Origin of the sequence: Acididesulfobacillus acetoxydans (assembly GCF_902729405.1) — a bacterium.
GTDB classification, from domain to species: Bacteria; Bacillota; Desulfitobacteriia; order Desulfitobacteriales; family Desulfitobacteriaceae; genus Acididesulfobacillus; species Acididesulfobacillus acetoxydans.
Map to the genome: position 1 here is coordinate 1,221,852 of NZ_LR746496.1, position 18,959 is coordinate 1,240,810.

General features: G+C 55.3%; 14 protein-coding genes. 12 read left to right on the forward strand and 2 right to left on the reverse strand.

What is annotated here, in order from left to right; all coding sequences use genetic code 11:
- The first annotated feature begins 255 nt into the window (after nucleotides 1-255).
- The 10 genes from MNU25_RS05435 (at nucleotide 256) to nifJ (ending at nucleotide 14,203) form a co-directional block, all read left to right on the forward strand.
- Nucleotides 256-1,440, forward strand: a complete 1,185-nt coding sequence (locus MNU25_RS05435; RefSeq protein WP_240984140.1) for a Ger(x)C family spore germination protein — start codon at nucleotides 256-258, stop codon at nucleotides 1,438-1,440.
- Between the two features lie 4 nt (nucleotides 1,441-1,444).
- Nucleotides 1,445-2,545, forward strand: a complete 1,101-nt coding sequence (locus MNU25_RS05440; RefSeq protein WP_240984141.1) for a GerAB/ArcD/ProY family transporter — start codon at nucleotides 1,445-1,447, stop codon at nucleotides 2,543-2,545.
- A gap of 1 nt (nucleotide 2,546) precedes the next feature.
- Nucleotides 2,547-3,674, forward strand: coding sequence for a GerAB/ArcD/ProY family transporter (locus tag MNU25_RS05445; RefSeq protein ID WP_240984142.1), 1,128 nt, complete (start codon nucleotides 2,547-2,549; stop codon nucleotides 3,672-3,674).
- 167 nt (nucleotides 3,675-3,841) lie between these two features.
- Nucleotides 3,842-4,078, forward strand: coding sequence for a hypothetical protein (locus tag MNU25_RS05450; protein WP_240984143.1), 237 nt, complete (start codon nucleotides 3,842-3,844; stop codon nucleotides 4,076-4,078).
- 2 nt (nucleotides 4,079-4,080) lie between these two features.
- Nucleotides 4,081-4,317 (forward strand): hypothetical protein, encoded by a 237-nt coding sequence (locus tag MNU25_RS05455; protein ID WP_240984144.1) that lies wholly within the window; start codon nucleotides 4,081-4,083, stop codon nucleotides 4,315-4,317.
- 394 nt (nucleotides 4,318-4,711) lie between these two features.
- Nucleotides 4,712-6,103 (forward strand): asparagine--tRNA ligase, encoded by a 1,392-nt coding sequence (asnS, locus tag MNU25_RS05460; RefSeq protein ID WP_240984145.1) that lies wholly within the window; start codon nucleotides 4,712-4,714, stop codon nucleotides 6,101-6,103.
- A 170-nt stretch (nucleotides 6,104-6,273) separates the two neighbouring features.
- Nucleotides 6,274-6,606: a metal-sensitive transcriptional regulator gene (locus tag MNU25_RS05465; protein WP_277350660.1), complete on the forward strand. Its 333-nt coding sequence runs from the start codon at nucleotides 6,274-6,276 to the stop codon at nucleotides 6,604-6,606.
- A 318-nt stretch (nucleotides 6,607-6,924) separates the two neighbouring features.
- Nucleotides 6,925-9,828 (forward strand): heavy metal translocating P-type ATPase, encoded by a 2,904-nt coding sequence (locus MNU25_RS05470; RefSeq protein WP_240984146.1) that lies wholly within the window; start codon nucleotides 6,925-6,927, stop codon nucleotides 9,826-9,828.
- 87 nt (nucleotides 9,829-9,915) lie between these two features.
- A complete protein-coding gene (locus MNU25_RS05475) occupies nucleotides 9,916-10,116 on the forward strand; it encodes a CopZ family metallochaperone (RefSeq protein WP_240984147.1) in 201 nt (66 codons plus the stop codon).
- A 562-nt stretch (nucleotides 10,117-10,678) separates the two neighbouring features.
- Entirely contained in the window at nucleotides 10,679-14,203 is a 3,525-nt protein-coding gene (gene nifJ, locus MNU25_RS05480; RefSeq protein ID WP_240986739.1) for a pyruvate:ferredoxin (flavodoxin) oxidoreductase, read from the forward strand.
- 990 nt (nucleotides 14,204-15,193) lie between these two features.
- Here the strand turns inward: nifJ and MNU25_RS05485 are convergent.
- Complete coding sequence (locus tag MNU25_RS05485; RefSeq protein ID WP_240984148.1) at nucleotides 15,194-15,895, reverse strand: AzlC family ABC transporter permease; 702 nt, start codon at nucleotides 15,893-15,895, stop codon at nucleotides 15,194-15,196.
- Nucleotides 15,896-15,947: 52 nt separating this feature from the next.
- Nucleotides 15,948-16,262, reverse strand: a complete 315-nt coding sequence (locus MNU25_RS05490; protein ID WP_240984149.1) for an AzlD domain-containing protein — start codon at nucleotides 16,260-16,262, stop codon at nucleotides 15,948-15,950.
- Between the two features lie 204 nt (nucleotides 16,263-16,466).
- Between MNU25_RS05490 and MNU25_RS05495 the strand changes: the two genes are divergently transcribed.
- On the forward strand, nucleotides 16,467-17,051 hold the full coding sequence (locus MNU25_RS05495) for a helix-turn-helix domain-containing protein (RefSeq protein WP_240984150.1): 585 nt from the start codon (nucleotides 16,467-16,469) through the stop codon (nucleotides 17,049-17,051).
- A 120-nt stretch (nucleotides 17,052-17,171) separates the two neighbouring features.
- Nucleotides 17,172-18,779, forward strand: a complete 1,608-nt coding sequence (locus tag MNU25_RS05500) for a sigma 54-interacting transcriptional regulator (protein ID WP_261486345.1) — start codon at nucleotides 17,172-17,174, stop codon at nucleotides 18,777-18,779.
- Nucleotides 18,780-18,959: the final 180 nt, after the last annotated feature.

Below are 18,959 nucleotides of genomic sequence, written 5' to 3' on the forward strand. Positions count from 1 at the left end.
TTTTCAGGGGAATCGTTTGTGTTCCCGCCGACGACGGAGTGAACCCGGAGGGTGTCCGGGGCTCGCCCGGGAGGACGTGGATCTTGGGAAGGTAATCATGAAGAGGACCTTGGGAAAAGTAATCATGAAGAGGACCTTGGGAAGGTAATCATGAAGAGGACCTTGGGAAGGTAATCATGAAGAGGACCTTGGGAAAAGTAATCGTGAAGAGGATCTTGGGAAAAGTAATCGCGGAGAGGAGAAATATACGGACTTATGCGCTTTCTCAGAGGGCACCGTGTTTTACCGGTGATATTGCTGTGTGTTCTGCTGCTCATACCGGGCTGCTGGAGCGGGCACGAATTGACGGATCAGTTGATCGTGCTCGGGGTCGGTTTGGACAAAGTGGGGGACCAAGTCCGGCTCACTATCCAGGGGATCCGGCCGGAAGCGGCCATCTCGACCGCGTCCTCCCCAAGTGGGTCAGGAGGGAGTGAGCAGCCTCCTTTTTCTCTTGTTGCGGCTAAGGGGGATTCTGTGCAAGAGGCCCTGCAGAAGATCACGCGACGGGTTCCCCGTTTTATTTACGGCGGGCACAATCAGGTTTTCTTTATCGGAGAAAGCCTGGCCCGGGAGGGTATCATGCCGTACCTGGACCTTTTCGCCCGCAGCCAATGGAGTCAGGAAGCCGCTTGGGTCGTTATTGCCAGGGGCGGGACGGGGCAGGAACTGCTGACCACCACGAACCTTGTCGCCAAGTATCCTTCCATGGGTTTAGCGGAGACGGTGCGCGCCCATCAAGTGGACATCCCCACGCTCTTTCAGTTTCTGCTGCATTACCATGAGGACAGCGGTGCGCAAATCCTGGTGAGTGCGGCCGCCGTGAAGAATCAGACGGCGCCTCCCGGTTACCAAATGGAGCAGCTGAGATTGCAGCCGAACGCGATTTTTCAGGGGGATAAGCTCAAGGGTTACCTTGATGACTCCGACGGCGAAGCCTACGCTTGGTTGAAATACGGTTTTCAGGGGACGCGTTTTTCTTTTCCCGTCAGCGCTCTCCCCGGTGCTCCCGTGCTGGGCGTCAGCCTTAGCAGCGCCCCGGCGGAATTCCGTATTCTCTCAACTCCGGATCTGGGCGTCGGGGTCGAGGTGAATTGCAATTTCAGCGTGACGGAGGATATTCCTTCACCCTTGAATAGCCCGGCGGCTATCCGGGCCTTGGAAAACAGACTGGATCAAACTTTGAGTCAACGTTTCAGCCTGCTTTTTGCCCATCTGCAGGCAGATCAAGCGGACGTCTTCAACTTGGCCGAAAAGGTACACGCTTACCACTTAGCGCTTTGGGAGAAAGACAAAGGCCGCTGGCCGGAGGTTTACGCCCAGTTACCGGTTGAAATCACGGTCAACTGCCATTTCCGCCATTCCGGCGTGATGAGCAAATACCCCGGCTTCAAGGAGTGAGTGCATGCAACCCGGAAAACTGTCCAAACGTCAGGTGATGGGGCTGCTCCTTCCCTTTGTTTTGAGCACGGACGTGCTTATGATTCCGGGAGCCCCCTTAGAACTGGCCCGCAGGGGAGCTTGGCTGTCCTCTCTGCTGGCGACTTTCCTGGGAGTCGGTCTCACTTTTTTCATTGTTAAACTCGTCTCCTGGCAGCCCCGCCTCCGGGTTACCGAACGCTTCCGGCGTCTTCTCGGCAGGGGTCCGGGTACGATTACCGGTTTGGTCTTCACCCTCTTTATCTTTTTCAGCTATATTCTGGTCATCCGGGAGGGCAGCGAACTGGTCAGAATCTCTTTTCTGCCCGACACCCCACTGGATGTGATCACGGCGGGCTTGACTCTTGTTTCCATGTATGGGGCTTTGCTCGGCATGGAAGCTGTTTCCCGTTTCAATATCCTGGTCTTTCCTTTTTTTCTGCTTTCCTTTATTCTTCTTTTCCTGGCCGCTCTGTCTCATCCCGAGTGGACAAATTTGTGGCACCCTTTGCAATCCGGAATAGGCTGCGTTATCGCGGGAGCCTTTGCCCCTTTATCCTGGCTGGGCGAACTTGTGGTCATTGTCTTCCTCATCCCGGATCTTAGTCCCGGGGAGCAGGGAACGCCGTTTTTTCTCTTTTTTGTCACTCTTGGCGCGGGGTGTTTGATGACCCTGAACATTGTCACCATCCAGATTTCCTTAGGTTGGGGCCTTGGCCAGTTCTATACATTTCCCATCCTGCAGGTGGGGCGTTCCCTCTTTTCCCGGGAGAGTCTGAGGGGGCTTGATGTCCTGATCATGACGCTCTGGGTGATGGGGGTGGCTACCAAACTTTCCTTTCTCCTCTACTACGGGTTGCATGAGATCTGCCACATATTTCGGGTTAGAAACATGAAAAGCCTGATTTTGCCGGGGGGTCTTCTCTTTCAGGTCTTGAGCCTAACCTCTATGGACAGTGTTAAAGAACTGGAGTATGTCACACGCTACCTGGCCCCTTTCTTGGCTCTGGGAACCTATGAGGGCATTATCCCCATTCTCCTCTTCCCGCTTATTCTTCGCTACTTGAAAAAAGAAGGAGGGGTCTGAGGTGGAATCGGGCAGAATCTCAGAGCGCCAGCTGGTGGGGCTCATCGTCGTGAGCGTGCTGGCCACCGGTTTGATCTATGTCCCCTCCAGCCTTTTGGCCAATTCGGGTCGGGACGCTTATCTGGTCCTTCCGCTCAGTGCTGTTCTCGGCCTGCCGGCCGTCTGGCTGATCGGAAGCCTTTGCCAACGCTGCCCCCGGGCCGGAGCTCTGGCGCTTTTTACCGACCTTTTGGGCAAACCGCTGGGCACAGGGGTGGCCCTCGCCTATGTGGGGTTTTTCTTCATTACGGTGCTGACGATTGTCGATCCGGGCGGGGCGATGATCCGCACCGCTTTTATGCCGGATACGCCTATGCTGCTTTTGGTTTTTCTCTTGACGGCCCTGGCCGGGTATGGGGTTTATCTGGGTTTGGAGACCCTGGCCCGTTTCAATGCCTTTGTCATGCCTCCCATGTTTTTGACCTTCGTCGTGCTGGCTTTGGCCAACTATAATCATTTCAACTTTGACCACCTCTTGCCGCCCTTGGAGCATGGGCTGGACCCCGTTTGGACGGGTGTGGTCGATCCGGTCGGCTGGTTTACCCAAATCATCCTGGTCCTGTTCTTCATCCCGGAAGTCCGCCACATTAACCGTCGAACACTCCTCTCAACGGTTATCATCAATACCTTGGCTTTCGAGTTTCTCATTCTGATCATTCTCGCGACCATGGGGGCCAAGTTGCCGTCCTTTTATGAGTTTCCGACCCTCGAACTGGCCCGTATCGCCACTTTTGGCGGCAGTGTGCGCGGGTATGACGCCCTGATCATGACGGTCTGGGTCACGGCGGTCAGTCTCAAGGTCGCTTTATGGCTCTACGCCGGTCTGGTGCTTTTGGGAGATATTTTTCGCCTGCAGAACCGAGGCTCCTTGCTGCCGCCGCTCATCGTCCTCATCAGCATTACGGCTTACGCCGGGGTGGATAACATTTGGCAAATGAGCCACTACGGCCGCTCCATTTGGCCGCATTTCGCCCTGCCGACTTTCGAAGTGGGGATACCCTTTCTGCTCTATGTCATTTCCCTATGCAAAAGGCGGCGCCGTGCCTCCGGAAGGGGTGGAGGTTCTGCGGGCCGGCAGCGGGGGTCGTGATTACAGTTCAGATGCGGCAGGTCCGGGGTGCCCGGAAGCCCGCGGGAGCGTGTGTGCGTAAAAAGGAGTGTGCGGGCCGTTGCTTTGGGATAACTTAGGAGCGTACGAAGCCGGGGAGAGGGCGCGCAGAGGCGCAGCGGGCGGACTGCCAAGCAGAAAAGGAAGGAATGCAGCGGGTGAAGGCACAGGACAAGGCTAAAGAAGCCCAGAAAATCTTGGTGGAAAAGGAAGGAATGCAGCGGGTGAAGGCAAACGTGCCGCCGGGGAAAGCTTGGCTGCCGCACCCGTATAGTTTGAAGCAGAGACTTGGAACGGACACGGGCCCAAGCCCGACCGGTGAGACCGGGGGCACTGCCCGGCGGGAGAGGGGAGCGCGGGGACGAGCGAAAGGAGGTCTGGGTTAGGAATGGCGGTCGCAGCGGTTTTGGTTGGATTTGCTTTAATGGCGCTGATCCAGGTGCCGCCCATGTGGCGCAAGAGGTGGTGGCGTGATCTTGGGGTGTACGGTTTTATTTTTCTCTGGGCCCTGTTCACGGCCCTCTCCTACGCTCTCAATTGGCCGATTTTCAGCCCGGTCAAAACTCTGATTCTGGTCATGAACGGAATTTATCATTTTCTGGGCTATCAGGTGCCTCCCCGTTAAGGCAAGGGAACAAAAGCAACCCGGGTGTCTGAGAAGGCAGGGTAGTGCGGCAGGGTCGTGGCCGGGGAAACGTGCGTCCGGGAGGGTGCGAAGGAGAAGGGTGTTGAGAAAAAGAGCCTCATGGCCGCGGGAGCAGCCGAGCGGAAGGCGGGCACGAAGGAGATTGGGCGGAGGCCGAGTCCGGAAGGGACCGGGGGCCGGGGAGGGGGCCGGGTACGGTAGGGAGCGGGGAGGTGGAGCGGGATCTTTCCGACCTCAGCGTGTGCCGGGATTAGGCTTGGTTGAGAAAGGTGTCCCGGTATATTACAATAGGTCTGGGTTCACAGGTCTTGGTTTACCGCCACCGGTGGAGCGGTGTCTGTCTGCCGAAGAAAGAAGAAAAGGAGTCATTTGTATGGAAAAGGTTGATATCAAAGAAATCTTTCGCCACGCCCCCGCTTATTTAGGGCAGCCTGTGCAAGTCAACGGCTGGGTACGGACAATTCGGACTTCAAAGGCTTTCGGTTTCATAGAACTGAATGACGGGACGTTTTTTGCCAATCTTCAGGTAGTCTTTGGCGAAGAGCTAGCCAACTTTGCTCAAGTTGCCAAGATCTCGCTGAGCTCACCTATCACCGTGGAAGGGCAGCTGGTTGAGTCGCCCGGGGCCAAACAGCCGTTTGAGCTCAAGGCGGAGAAGATTGAAATAATCAGCTTCTGTTCGCCGGAATATCCCTTGCAGAAGAAAAGGCACACGTTTGAATATCTGCGGACGATTGCCCACCTGCGCCCGCGGACCAATACCTTTGCCGCCGTATTCAGGGTCAGATCAGTCATCGCCTATGCTATCCACAAGTTTTTTCAAGAAAGAGGCTTTGTCTATGTCCATACCCCGATTATTACCGGAAGTGACGCTGAAGGCGCGGGGGAGATGTTCAGGGTTACCACCCTGGACTTAAATCAGCTTCCGCGGGATGAGTCGGGCCGGGTCGACTTCCGCGCAGACTTTTTCGGCAAGGAGACTAACCTGACGGTCAGCGGACAACTGGAAGTGGAGAGCTATTGCCTGGCGTTTAACAAAGTCTATACATTCGGGCCCACTTTCCGGGCGGAAAATTCCAATACGGCCCGGCATGCGGCCGAATTCTGGATGATTGAACCAGAGATCGCTTTTGCCGATCTCGCGGACAATATGAAACTGGCTGAAGAGATGCTGAAATTTATCATTAACTATGTTATGGAGAACGCGCCGGAGGAAATGGCTTTTTTCAATCAGTTTGTGGACAAAGACCTCTTTGCCAGGCTGGAAAATGTGGTCAAGTCCGACTTCGGCCACCTCACTTATAGCGAAGCCATCGAGATCTTGCGGAAATCGGGGAACAAGTTTGAGTATCCCATAGAGTGGGGGCGCGATCTGCAGACTGAACACGAAAGATATTTGACCGAGCAAGTGTTCAAAAAGCCTCTCTTCGTCACGGATTACCCCGCTGCGATAAAGGCTTTCTACATGAGGCTGAATGACGACCGGCAAACAGTGGCGGCGATGGATCTGCTGGTGCCGGGGATTGGGGAAATCATCGGGGGCAGCCAAAGGGAAGAAAGGCTCGATGTCCTGGAACAGAGGATGGCGGAACTGGGGCTTAAGCAAGAGGATTATGGCTGGTATCTTGACTTACGCCGGTACGGCGGGACGAAGCATGCCGGGTATGGTCTGGGCTTTGAGCGGGTCATCATGTACTTAACCGGCATGTCGAACATTCGCGATGTCATCTCATTCCCGAGGACGGTTAAGTCGGCCGAGTTTTAAGGCTGAGGCAGCGCGGGCGGCCGTTTGCCGGGGGGAGACAGCCCGGCGGGCTAAACCTGGGCCAGCCAAAGGATCAATGATTTTTTCAGGCATGCGTCATTGAAGGTAAAAGAAGAGTTGACAAGTAGCCTAGGGGGGTATACTATAAACAGCAAAGGTGGTGAACAAACTTGGATGAGCCGGAGGGTTCCTGCCCGGTCTGCCATGAGGGCGAAGGGGACGGTGAACGCAGGAGTCACCATGATGAGAGGACGATCCGGGAACTGGTGAATCGCATGAACCGGATCGAGGGCCAGGTGCGCGGAATCAGGGGTATGATTGAGCGGCACGTCTACTGTGATGATGTTCTTAATCAAATTGCCTCGGCCCAGGCGGCTTTGCACGGGGTTGCCAAATTACTGCTGGAAAAGCACATGAAGTCTTGTGTTAAGGAACAACTGCGCTCCGGTGATGACGAGGTCGTGGATGAGGTCTTGAAGACGATATTCAGGCTTATAAAGTAGACAAGCTGAAAGACGCGGGAAAGGGTTGAGACATACGGGGAGAGAAGGTTGAGAAGCGGGGGAAGGGTTGAGACAGGCAAGAAGAGAAGGTTCAGAGAAGAGCAGGGAGAAAGGCGTAAAGAAGGGGTAATGTGGCAAGAAGAAAGCGCTTATGAAAAGAGAAAAGCTTAAGAGAAATGGAGACAAGCACTAGCTAGGAGAAATAGAGAAAAGCATTAGGAGAAACAGAGAAAAGCGTCAAGAAATCAAGATAAAGTTTTGGGGTATGATAAAGAAAACATTGAGGAAGGACCTGGAAGGATTAAGGAGGTGAGGAGCATGTCGGAGCCGGCGGAAAAAATTACGCACAGTCTTAGTCCTATAGATACCGAGATTCCGGTCTACGGGATGATGTGTGAGCATTGTGTGCGGCGCGTGACCAAAGCGTTGGCTGACCTGCCGGGTGTGAACAATGTGGAGGTTTCTTTGGCGGGAAAGAAGGCCAATTTTACCTATGAGCCCGGTCGGGTGAACCCGGAAGAGGCAGCCAAGGCAATTGCGGCGGCCGGCTATTCAGTCAGTCCTCTCCCGGAGGAGGAAGAAACGGAAACCGGGCAACCGGCAGAGGCGGCTGAGGCGGGGTCGAGCGAGGGATCGGCAGCGGGGCCGACCAAGGGGCCGGAAACGGGGCCTGCCGAGGGACCGGCGGCGGGATCGGCAAAGGGAAGGGCTGGGCTTGGGGGCGCGGAAAGCCCCGGCCAAGAGCCGGCGCAAGCGCAACCCGCTCCGGCCCTGATCCTGCCGGGGGTTCTCGGGGGGCAAGATCCGTCTGCGGCGGCCCGTGAGACCAAGAAACAGTTTAAAGTGAGCGGGATGACCTGCGCCAACTGTGCCTTAACCATTGAAAAAGGGGTAGGCAAAATGCCGGGGGTGAAGTCAGCTGCCGTCAATTTCGCTTCGGAAAAGCTCACGTTAGAACTGGACCCCGCGCTCATCTCGGAAGAAGAGATCCTGAACAAAATCAAGGATCTCGGTTATGGGGCCCGGGGCGAAGAGGGTGCGGGCGGAAAAGAACAATTTAAGGTGAGCGGGATGACCTGTGCCAACTGTGCTTTGACGATCGAGAAGAAATTGAAAGGCACGGCGGGCGTGCGCCAAGCGGCGGTCAATTTTGCCAATGAAACGGTCACGGTTGAATATGACCCGGGTCAACTCAGCCGGGCGGACATTTTTGAGCGGGTACGGGATGCCGGTTACATTCCCCTGGAGAACAAAGAGGAGGCGGAGGAAGACCGGACGGCGATCAGGCAGCGGAACTGGCTCATTTTCAGCGCAATCCTTTCCCTGCCCTTGATGCCGATGATGTGGTTTTTGCCCATGACCCCGGCTGTCACCTACACGGCCTTTGTCATGGCGACAGTTGTCCAGTTCACGGCCGGCTGGACATTTTACCGGGGCGCTTACCATGCCCTGAAGAACCGATCGGCCAACATGGATGTCCTGGTCGCTATGGGCATCACGGCTGCTTACGGCTATAGTGTACTGACCGCTTTTCCGCAGGTGTTTTTCTCCGGGCCGACGTTCTTTGACGCTTCGGCCGTACTGATTACCTTCGTTCGCTTCGGGAAGTATCTGGAGGCTAAGGCGAAGGGTCGCGCCGGGCAGGCGCTCAAACGCCTGCTGGAACTTCAGGCCGATCGTGCCCGCCTTTGGCTCAATGGGGAAGAGAAAGAAATTGCCGCTTCCGAACTGCGGGTCGGCGACCTGGTCGTGGTCAAACCGGGTGAGAAAATACCGTTGGACGGAGAAATCGTGGAAGGTCAAAGCAGTGTAGACGAGTCCATGCTAACCGGAGAATCCCTGCCGGTGGAAAGGGGACCGGGAGAGACGGTGGTCGGGGCGACGATTAACCAGTCCGGTCAGATTAAGGTTCGTATCGCCAAGACCGGCCAAGACACGGTTCTGGCAGGAATTGTAAGAATGGTGGAGGAGGCCCAGGGGGTTAAACCGCCGATTCAGCGGCTGGCGGATACGATTTCCAATTATTTTGTCCCGACTGTGGTTTCCCTGGCGATCATCACCTTCCTAATCTGGTATCTGCTTATCCATCAGTCCTTTGTCTTTGCTTTCACTGCGGCCATCGCTGTTTTAGTCATCGCTTGTCCCTGCGCTCTGGGGCTGGCGACACCGACCGCCATCATGGTGGGCAGCGGAGTGGGTCTGAACCGCGGTATTCTCTTCAAATCCGCCGCCGTTTTGGAACGTATATCGGGTCTTCAGGCCATTGGCTTTGACAAGACCGGAACTTTGACCAAAGGGAGGCCGGAGGTTACCGATATTGTTCCCGCTGACGGCCTCGGCAGCCGGGAGCTTTTGCTGATTGCCGCGGCCGGGGAAAATCCGTCCGTTCATCCTCTGGCTCAGGCGGTAGCGGCCAGGGCCCGGCGGGAAGGGATCGAGCTTGAACAGGTGGGGAACTATCATGAAGAAAGCGGTCAGGGTATCACTTGCTCCTACCGGGGACAGCTCCTCTTGATCGGCAATCGGAAGCTTATGGAGAACCACCGCATTGATGTTCTTCCCCTCGAAGAAGATTTTGTGCGTCTGGCGCAGCAAGGCAAGACCACGATGTATGTCGCCTTGGCCGGCCGGGGGATCGGGATCATGGCTCTGGCGGATGTACTGAAAGAGAGCAGTCAGACGGCGATCCGACGCTTGCAGGCTTTGGGACTGAAGACCTTTATGGTCACGGGTGACAACCAAAAAGTCGCTCAGGTCGTCGCCCGGGAAGTGGGTATGGACGAGGTGGTGGCCGAAATCCTGCCCCAGGACAAGATCCAAATCGTCAAGAAATACCAGGATCAAGGTCTGAAAGTGGCCATGGTCGGAGACGGGATCAATGACGCCCCGGCTTTGGCCCAGGCTGACATCGGTATCGCCATCGGTTCCGGCACGGATGTGGCTAAAGAAACCGGGGATGTGATCCTCGTGCGCAACGATCTGTTGGATGTTGAGCGGGCCATCCGTCTGGGTAGGAAGACCTTGAATAAAATTAAGCAGAACCTTTTTTGGGCGCTTATCTATAACACGATTGGGATTCCGGTGGCGGCGGGTGTGCTCTATCCCTTGACCGGCAGGCTCTTGCCCCCGGAATGGGCGGGGTTGGCCATGGCTTTTTCCTCGGTCTCGGTGGTCACAAATTCTTTGCTTTTGCGCCGCTACGGCAGGAAATTGATTGATTAGCCCGGCGTGCGGAGGGCTCGGGCTGGGGTGAGGCCACCGACAGACTGGCGAGCCAATGGGGTAAATTAAGTGAAGGAGGTGAATATGATGAGTGAAACGGTTTTGAAGATTGAGGGTATGACCTGTATGCACTGTAAAATGAATGTCGAAAAGGCCTTGAGAGGTGTTGCCGGGGTTACGAATGCCCAAGTGGACCTGGGCAAGAACGAAGCGGTTGTCAGCGGTTCCGCCGGCCGGGATGAGATGGCTAAGGCGGTCGCCGCGGCGGGCTACAAAGTCGTGGGCTGAGACGCAAAAAGGTCCGAGAGGGAGAAGTACGGAGTTCTCGTGCTTCTCTTTTTCCTGTTTTCCTTCACGGAGGGTGTTTGGGTGTTTCCTTCGGGTCTTAATGTCGTTCAACCAGGCCTCACTGGTTTGCGGGCGGCGAAAAATGGTTGTTGCCGGGGTCCCAACCACATCTCAAATAATCGGAATACTTTTTCCGCTTGACGGACGGGGTCTGGGAATCTATAGTGTTGTTATGGAATAGACGGGACTGTACTTGGCCCTGGCAGGGGGGGGCTTCGCTCCCCGGGAGAATTCAAACGCGCACGGTATACGGTAGAGTTTTTCGTTCATCGTGGCGTTTGAAAAAACGTGGGTATTCGATGGAAAGTCCCGCGTGAGACGGCTTTGAATTTGGCGTGGTGCAAGGGGGAGGAGGTTTCAAGAGAGGGAAATACGGAGGTTACCCGTTTCCATATGAGGGAACGGGATAGAGGTGTGTTTGCGCGTGCCGGATAAGAATGCCGGTATGGCCATCAGGACAACCTGATTCGAATTAAAGGGGGACTTTTCAGTGGCAAGAAAGATGAAGACGATGGATGGGAACACAGCCGCGGCCCATGCATCCTATGCTTTTACTGAGGTCGCGACGATTTTTCCGATTACACCTTCCTCTCCTATGGCAGAACTTGTGGATGAGTGGGCGGCCCACGGCAAGAAAAACATTTTCGGGCAGCCGGTGAAAGTGGTGGAGATGCAGTCAGAGGGGGGCGCAGCCGGGGCTTTCCACGGTTCCCTGCAGGCAGGCGCTTTGACGACCACTTATACGGCCTCTCAGGGCTTGCTTCTTATGATTCCCAATATGTATAAAATCGCCGGCGAACTCTTGCCGGGTGTCTTCCAAGTGAGTGCCCGCGCTCTGGCCACCCATGCCCTTTCTATTTTCGGCGACCATCAGGATGTTATGGCGACCCGGCAAACCGGCTTTGCTCTCTTGTCCTCGGCCAACGTGCAGGAGGCCTTAGATCTGGGCTTTATTGCTCACCTGAGTGCGCTGAAAGCGAGTCTGCCTTTCCTCCATTTCTTTGACGGTTTTCGTACTTCGCACGAGGTGCAGAAGATCGACGTTCTCGATTACGAAGATTTAGCGCCGCTGGTTGACTGGCAAGCCATTGAAGCGTTCCGCAGCCGGGCGCTCAATCCCGAGCATCCGGTGCTGCGCGGTACAGCCCAGAATCCGGACATCTATTTCCAGGGCCGCGAAGCTTCCAACCGGTTCTATGAGGCGGTGCCGGACCTCGTCGAGCACTACATGCAAGAGTATCAAAAACTCACGGGCAGGGAGTATCATCCTTTTACTTATTATGGGGCGGCAGACGCCGAGCGGATCATTGTGGCGATGGGCTCGGTTTGTGATGCGGCTGAAGAAGTAGTGGATCATCTCAGAGCCAATGGTGAAAAAGTGGGCGTTCTGAAAGTCCATCTCTACCGTCCTTTCTCAGCTAAGTACTTTGTCAACGTTTTGCCTAAGAGTGTGAAAAAAATTGCGGTCCTGGACCGGACGAAAGAGCCGGGGTCCTTGGGCGAACCATTGTATTTGGATGTGGTCAATGTTTTCTACGGCCGGGAGACAAAACCCGTGATTGTGGGCGGCCGTTATGGGCTGGGTTCGAAAGATACAACTCCCGCCCAAGTCTTCGCCGTTTACAAAAACTTGGAAGCGCCTGAACCGAAGAACAATTTTACCATCGGCATTGTTGACGATGTCACCTATGCTTCTCTCCCCTTGGAGGAGGCCAGGGACACGACGTCGGAAGGCACGATCAGCTGTAAGTTCTGGGGTTTGGGTTCGGACGGGACGGTCGGGGCCAACAAGTCCGCGATCAAGATCATCGGGGACGATACGGACCTATACGCACAGGGATACTTCGAGTACGATTCCAAGAAATCGGGCGGGGTGACGATTTCCCACCTGCGCTTCGGCCGCCAGAAAATCAAGTCTTCTTACCTTGTTTCAGATGCCGATTATGTGGCTTGCCACAATAAGGCTTTTCTGGGCCAATATGATCTCCTGGCCGGATTGAAGAAAAACGGCACTTTCGTCCTGAACTGCAATTGGACTCCGGATGAACTGGAGGAGAACCTGCCGGCCTCGGTCAAACGTTACATTGCCAAAAACGGGATTAAGTTTTATATTATCGATGCGATTTCCATTGCCGGTGGGATCGGCTTAGGCGGCCGGATCAACATGATCATGCAAGCCGCATTCTTTAAGTTGTCTAACGTGATTCCGGTTGAGGATGCGGTGAAATACCTAAAAGAATCTATCGTAAAAACCTACGGCAAAAAGGGCCAGAACATCGTTGAGATGAACTGGAAGGCCGTGGATGAAGGGATCGGGGCCCTGGTGAAGGTCGACGTGCCCGCTGCCTGGGCGGGCGCGGCAGAAGAGGCGGCTGCCACGGTCGAAACCGAACTTCCGGCTTTCATCCGCGATGTCCACAATAAGATGGAACGCCGCGAAGGGGACGCTTTGCCGGTCAGTGCTTTCAGCGGCCGGGAAGACGGGACCTTCCCCCTGGGCACCGCGGCCTATGAGAAGCGCGGCATCGCCGTGCAGGTTCCCGCATGGGATGTGGAAAAGTGTATTCAATGTACCCAGTGTTCTTTGGTCTGCCCGCACGCGGCGATTCGCCCCTTCCTCCTCAATCAGGAGGAACAGAACAGGGCCCCGCAGACGTTTGTGACCAAAAAGGCCTTGGGTAAAGCCTTGGAAGGAATGGAATACCGGGTTCAGGTCAGCCCGCTGGATTGTACGGGCTGCGGCAACTGTGCCGATGTTTGTCCGGCCAAGGGCAAGGCACTTGTGATGAAGCCTGCCGAGGAACTGAGTGCCGGGGAAGCGGCCAATTGGGATTTCGCCATGACTCTGAGTGAAAAGCACAATATCATGGATCCTAAGACTCTGAAAGGCAGCCAGTTCAATAAGCCGCTCCTGGAGTTCAACGGCGCCTGCCCGGGCTGCGGTGAGACGGCTTATGTCAAACTTCTGACCCAGCTTTACGGCGACCGTTTGATGATCGCCAACGCGACCGGCTGTTCTTCCATCTGGGGCGGAAGTGCACCCTCTATTCCTTATACGACGAATGCCAAGGGTCAAGGGCCGACCTGGGCTAACTCCCTCTTTGAAGATAACGCCGAATTCGGTTACGGTATGTACCTGGGGGTGCGTCAAGCGCGTTTGCAGCTGGCCGAATTGATTAAAAAGGTGATGGCGCAAGGGACGGGCCAGCAACTTGCTGCCGCCTGCCGGGAATGGCTGGATAATTTCGATGAGGGTGAGGGATCCAAAGCCGCTTCCGCCAAATTGCTTGCCGCTTTGGCGGCGGAAGGGAAGCCCCAGGATCCGCTGTTCCAACAGATCGTGGCCAAAAAGGATCACTTGGTCAAGAAATCCCAATGGATCGTTGGCGGTGACGGTTGGGCTTATGATATCGGCTACGGCGGTTTGGATCATGTCTTGGCTTCCGGGGACGATGTCAATATCCTGGTTGTGGACACAGAGGTGTACTCCAATACAGGCGGGCAGTCTTCAAAAGCCACTCCGACCGCGGCTATCGCCAAGTTCGCGGCCTCCGGGAAAAGAGTGCGCAAAAAGGATCTCGGCATGATTTCCATGAGCTATGGCTACATCTATGTGGCCCAGATTTCTTTGGGTGCCAACATGAACCAAGCGCTGAAAGCGATCACGGAAGCCGAAGCCCACAAAGGGCCATCCATCGTCATCGCCTATGCCCCTTGTATCAACCACGGCATCAAAGCCGGCATGTCGAAGAGCGTGGCTGAAGGGAAACGGGCTGTGGAAGCCGGTTACTGGCATCTCTACCGCTATAATCCGGCCCTCAAGGAAGAAGGGAAAAATCCTTTCATTCTGGATTCCAAAGAGCCCACGGCATCTTTCAAGGACTTCATTCTGGGCGAGATTCGCTATGCCTCACTGGCCACTGTCTTTCCGGACGCGGCGGATCAGCTGTTCGAAGCCGCAGCTAAGCATGCCAAGGAGCGGTATGAGTCTTACAAGCGCATGACGGAGATGAAGTACGGTGAGTAAAGGGCCGCACTGCTCCTGGGAATCGCGGAGCGGCGAGAGCCTCCCCGGGGCGACGGCGGGTGAAAGTCGGGAATGCTTTGATTGGCAAAAGGCTCCTTGCCGTGTAGGGCACCGGGCGGCAGATGAGTTTGGGAACGTGATTGTTGAGAAGCTCCTTGCCGTGTAAGGTGCCGGTGTGACGGAAGACGAGAGTCTGACAATGCAACTCGGGCGGCACGCTGGCGCTGAAGACTAAGGATGTTCGAACACGGCCGGGGGAGAGCCGGGAGAATGTCCCGGATGAGAACGCGGGGAAGAGCGGAGGCATTTCTTGTAAAGAGAGAGGTGCTCCGCTCTTTCTTTAACCCCGCAGCGCCTCGGCGTTGGTCCGTGCTGCTTTTGGCATTGGTCGGCATCGCTTTCGGCGGGTGCAGCCCGGCAAAATTCTTTTCATTCCCGAAGTGGCTGGCCTGCGCTAATGTTAAGAAAGAAATCCGACAAATCCTAACCGCAGTTCAGGAGGAAGGGGATGATCCCGACCTGCTTCGGAGCCCGGAAGCAGATATTTGCATAGACTTGTATGTACAGTATCTAAGGCGTATGCGGACCATACTCCTGTACGCAACCCAGCGCCAGATACCGGCAAGGACGGTCATAAGCAAACATGCCGGCCGCCGATCTGGCGCCATGGCTGATTTCCTTATGGAAGAAGTCGCACCGACCGGTCCCTTACCAACTCGTTCTGCCGGGGCCGCCGAAAGAAGAAGGCGAGTGTACCGACAATTAAGGATCTGCGGGTAGATCAACCTATTACCGGCTTTTGCGCCGTCAAGGTTAGTGAACCACAGGCTGTCACGGCGGCGCGCTCAATTGCGCGGGCACATGGTTTTAGTACTTTAATCGGAGCCAAGTTGGGTATTGAGTATGCCAATGGCGTTTGGCTCAGTCCCAGGGCCCTTACATTTTGCCCTGACGAAAGACTGCCTTAGAATGTGTGAAACGGTAGGATCTTCACGGTACTTTTTGGCGCAGCTTTCCGCTGTATTCCCGGACCAGCAGGCCGAGGGTGGCCCCCACCAGAGCGCCGATGACGATACCGGTACTTCCCGCATGCAGCAGCGTGGCTGCGATGGCCAGCAAGGCACCGCTCAGGGCGGCAATCAGATGGGCGAGCGTGCGCTCCCCGAGAAACAGAAGGGCCAGAAAGAGCGCCGGCAAAGCGAAGCCGAGTGCTTGAGAAACGGAAGTCGGAACGGCTTGGCCGATGCCGGCACCCGCGACGGTGCCGCTGACCCAGGAAGCATAACAAGCGAAGACGAAGGCGAATTGATAGACCGGGGTGGGTTCCTTTTCCCGCAGGCGGGTGCTGCTGACCGCGAAGACTTCGTCCGTCAAGCCGAAGGCCGCGATCCATTTGTGCCTTTCCGTCCATTGCCGGAAGGACGGGCCGAGGGTCGTGCCATAAAGAAAATGGCGCAGGTTGACCAGTAAGACTGTGATGACCGTTGAAAGCGGGGAACTGTTGGACAAAACCAGGCCGACGAGCATGAATTGGGCTCCGCCCGCATAGACGCAGACGGAGATGAGGATGGTCATCCACCAGGCGATGCCGCCCGCCACGGAAAGTACTCCGAAGGTCACGGCAATGGGAAAATAAGCCGTTACGATCGGCAGGGAGTCTTGCAGGGCAGCTTTGACAGGTGAACCGGACACAGCGTTCTCTCCTTTCCGGTTGGATGTTTGCTGGGTTCTTTAGCAATGAGCGCTAGATGTGAACAATCAAGGCAAAACACACGACCCCTACAACGACCGTTAGCAAAAGGTGCCGGCTGATCCAGGCCACAGCTGCGGTGGGAAGCGCCGCCAGCAGAGTGGGGTTATGTGTGATGCTCGGCCAATGATCGCCGTTAAGGAGAAGCATGGGGCCCAACAAAGCACCCAGTACGGCAGGCGTGACAAAAGACAACCATTTCCTGGCCCACTCCGGCCAAGAGGCGCGGCTGCCCAAACTGAGGGAGCCGGCCCTGATTAAGTAGGTTCCCGCACCGATGAGAAGTGTTTCGAACAAGACCGGGGGCATAAAACCGTTCTCCTTCCTCTCCACATATGCTGCACCCGCGAAGCAGGTGCTTCTTTTTTAAGAAACAGGGACTCCAGCCTTGGGGCATTCATGTACGGAATTTGCGCTAAGCGTATAAAGGCAGCGCCTTAGCTTACTTTGTTCAATATAACATATTTCTGTGCAGTATGATATAATAAGAGAAAAAAAGGGAGATGAAATTGTGTGGAGGCTGATCGCTTGACCTGGCGGATTGGGCAGATTCTCAAAAATCTTCGTAAGCAAAAACAGTTGACGCTCGACCGCTTAGCCGAAATGACGGGGGTCAGCAAGCCTATGCTCAGTCAGATCGAACGGGGCGAAACCAACCCTACGGTGGTGACCTTGTGGAAGATTGCCACGGGCTTAGCGGTGCCTTTTTCCACTTTTCTGCAAGATATGGAGGACCCGGGAATTACGCTGGTGCGTGCTTCAGAACAGCGGGTCGTCGTGGATGATGAGGGAGAATATGTCGTACGGAGCATTATGGCTTTTAAAGGTCCGCAGCCCGCGGATCTGTTCCATGTCCGCTTGGAGCAGGATTGTTCACACCGAGCCGAATCGCACGGAACCGGGGTAACGGAAGGAGTCTGGATTCGGCGGGGGCGCCTCACCCTAAACATCGACGGCAGGGTTTATGAACTTGAGCAAGGGGATTCTCTCTGTTTCTTCGCCAACGCTGAACACACCTACATAAACCGGGGCGGATGCGGCTGTGAGTTTCTGGTGGTCCTGATCTATTCGGGGGAGGGTTCTCATCCTGCGCCATAACCGAAGGCATTCTGCCCTTGGTTCCAACCCGGTTTGCTGTTCTCTTCAGTAATGGGTGTTGGGAGCGGGGCCTGACGGAAGGCCGGGCGGCGGTACCGGAATATTGGTGCGGGAAACTTTTTGCGGGAAGAAGGTGATGGGGGGTTGGAACGCTTTACCCGGCTGGAAATCAGTGCGGAAGACCGGCTAGGGATGACTTCGGAAATTCTCAAGGTGCTCCATAAGCTGGGCATCAATCTGCATTCACTGGAAGTTTTCCCGCGTAAGGTGCGAGTAAAAACGGAGGTGCTTGAGGAAGGCAGATTGCAAATCATCCAACGTGACCTGAAAAACGTCCAAGGCGTTGACTCAGTGGGCGTGGTGGATCTGTTTGATTTTGAAAAAAGCGAGCGCAGGCTTTTAGCCATTCTGGATGCCATTGACGAAGGAATCGTGGCCGTCAATAAAGAGTTCCGCGTGGAGTTGTTTAACAGCTACTGTGAAAGCGTATTCAAGGTAAAAAAGGAAGACGTTTTGGGCCAGGACATCCGCCGGCTGATGGGGCCGGATTCTCCCCTGCTGCGCTTGATCCAGGACGGTATTGCCTGGAAGAACAAGGAAGTCTCCGGACACAACCAGTGGGGCGACAGTCATTACATTATCAATGGCAGGCCAGTGCGGGATGATGACGAGCACATTATCGGGGCGGTGGCTTCGGTTAAGGATATCCGGAAAGCGATTGAACTGGCCAACGCTGTATCCCGGACCACCGAAGGAGCCTTCAAGGAGATCGTGGGCAGCAGCCAAGCGATCGAAAGGGTCAAGAAAATGTGTGTCGCCGTGGCCAAGAGCAACTCCACCATTCTTTTGCGCGGGGAGAGCGGAACCGGCAAGGAGTTATTCGCCAAGGCGATTCATCGGTTAAGTAAAAGAAGGGATCAGCCGTTTGTCACGATTAATTGTGCCGCCTTGCCCGATAGTCTCATCGAAAGCGAGCTTTTCGGCTATGCGCGGGGAAGCTTTACCGGTGCCGCTCAGTCGGGTAAGGAAGGGCTCTTCAGGGAGGCCGACGGTGGGACGTTGTGTCTGGATGAGATAGGCGAGCTGTCGGTTAGGCTGCAGGCCAAGCTGCTGCGCGTCCTTCAGGAGGGGGTCATTCGCAAGATCGGCAGCAACCGCGAAGAGCAGGTCAACGTCCGCATCATTGCGGCGACCAACAAGAATTTGGAGGAGATGATGCGGCAGTCTCTCTTTCGCGAGGATTTATTCTACCGCTTGAATGTTGTGCCGATTTTCCTGCCTCCTTTGCGTGAACGAAAGGAGGATATTCCCCTCCTGGTCAACCACTTCATCGCGGTTTACAGCGAGAAGCTGAACCGCCGGGTATCCGGTACAGACATGGCTTTTATGGATAAACTATTTAAACATGATTGGCCGGGAAATGTGCGTGAATTGCAAAACGTGATTGAGCGGGCGCTGGTTCTGGGGGACGATGATATTTTGAGCTTGCAGAGCCTGGCCCTGAGCCTGGAACATTCCGCACAAAAGAGCGGTGAAGGGGATGCGCCTCAGCCTTTCCCCCCCGGACGGAAAAATCTAAACCTACGCAGGGCTGTACAAATGTGCGAACGTGAGGTTATCGAACAAGCGCTGGCACAAAGCAAAAGTTACCGCGCAGCCGCCAGAATTTTAGGCATTTCCCATACGGCACTGATGAAGAAAGTGAAGAGATATGAGTTGTCCAGTTAAATAAATAAAGGGTTTACCTGCGGGGCTGCCGCCGGACAAAATCAATACCTGAAAACGTTAGCTCAGGTTGCCAAATGTAACGAAATGATTACACCACCGGCAGATAATGGCAGCATATGTTACCAGGAACGGAGCGCTAATTGACGGAGCCCGGTTACGGGCGGCTTGGAACAATAGGAA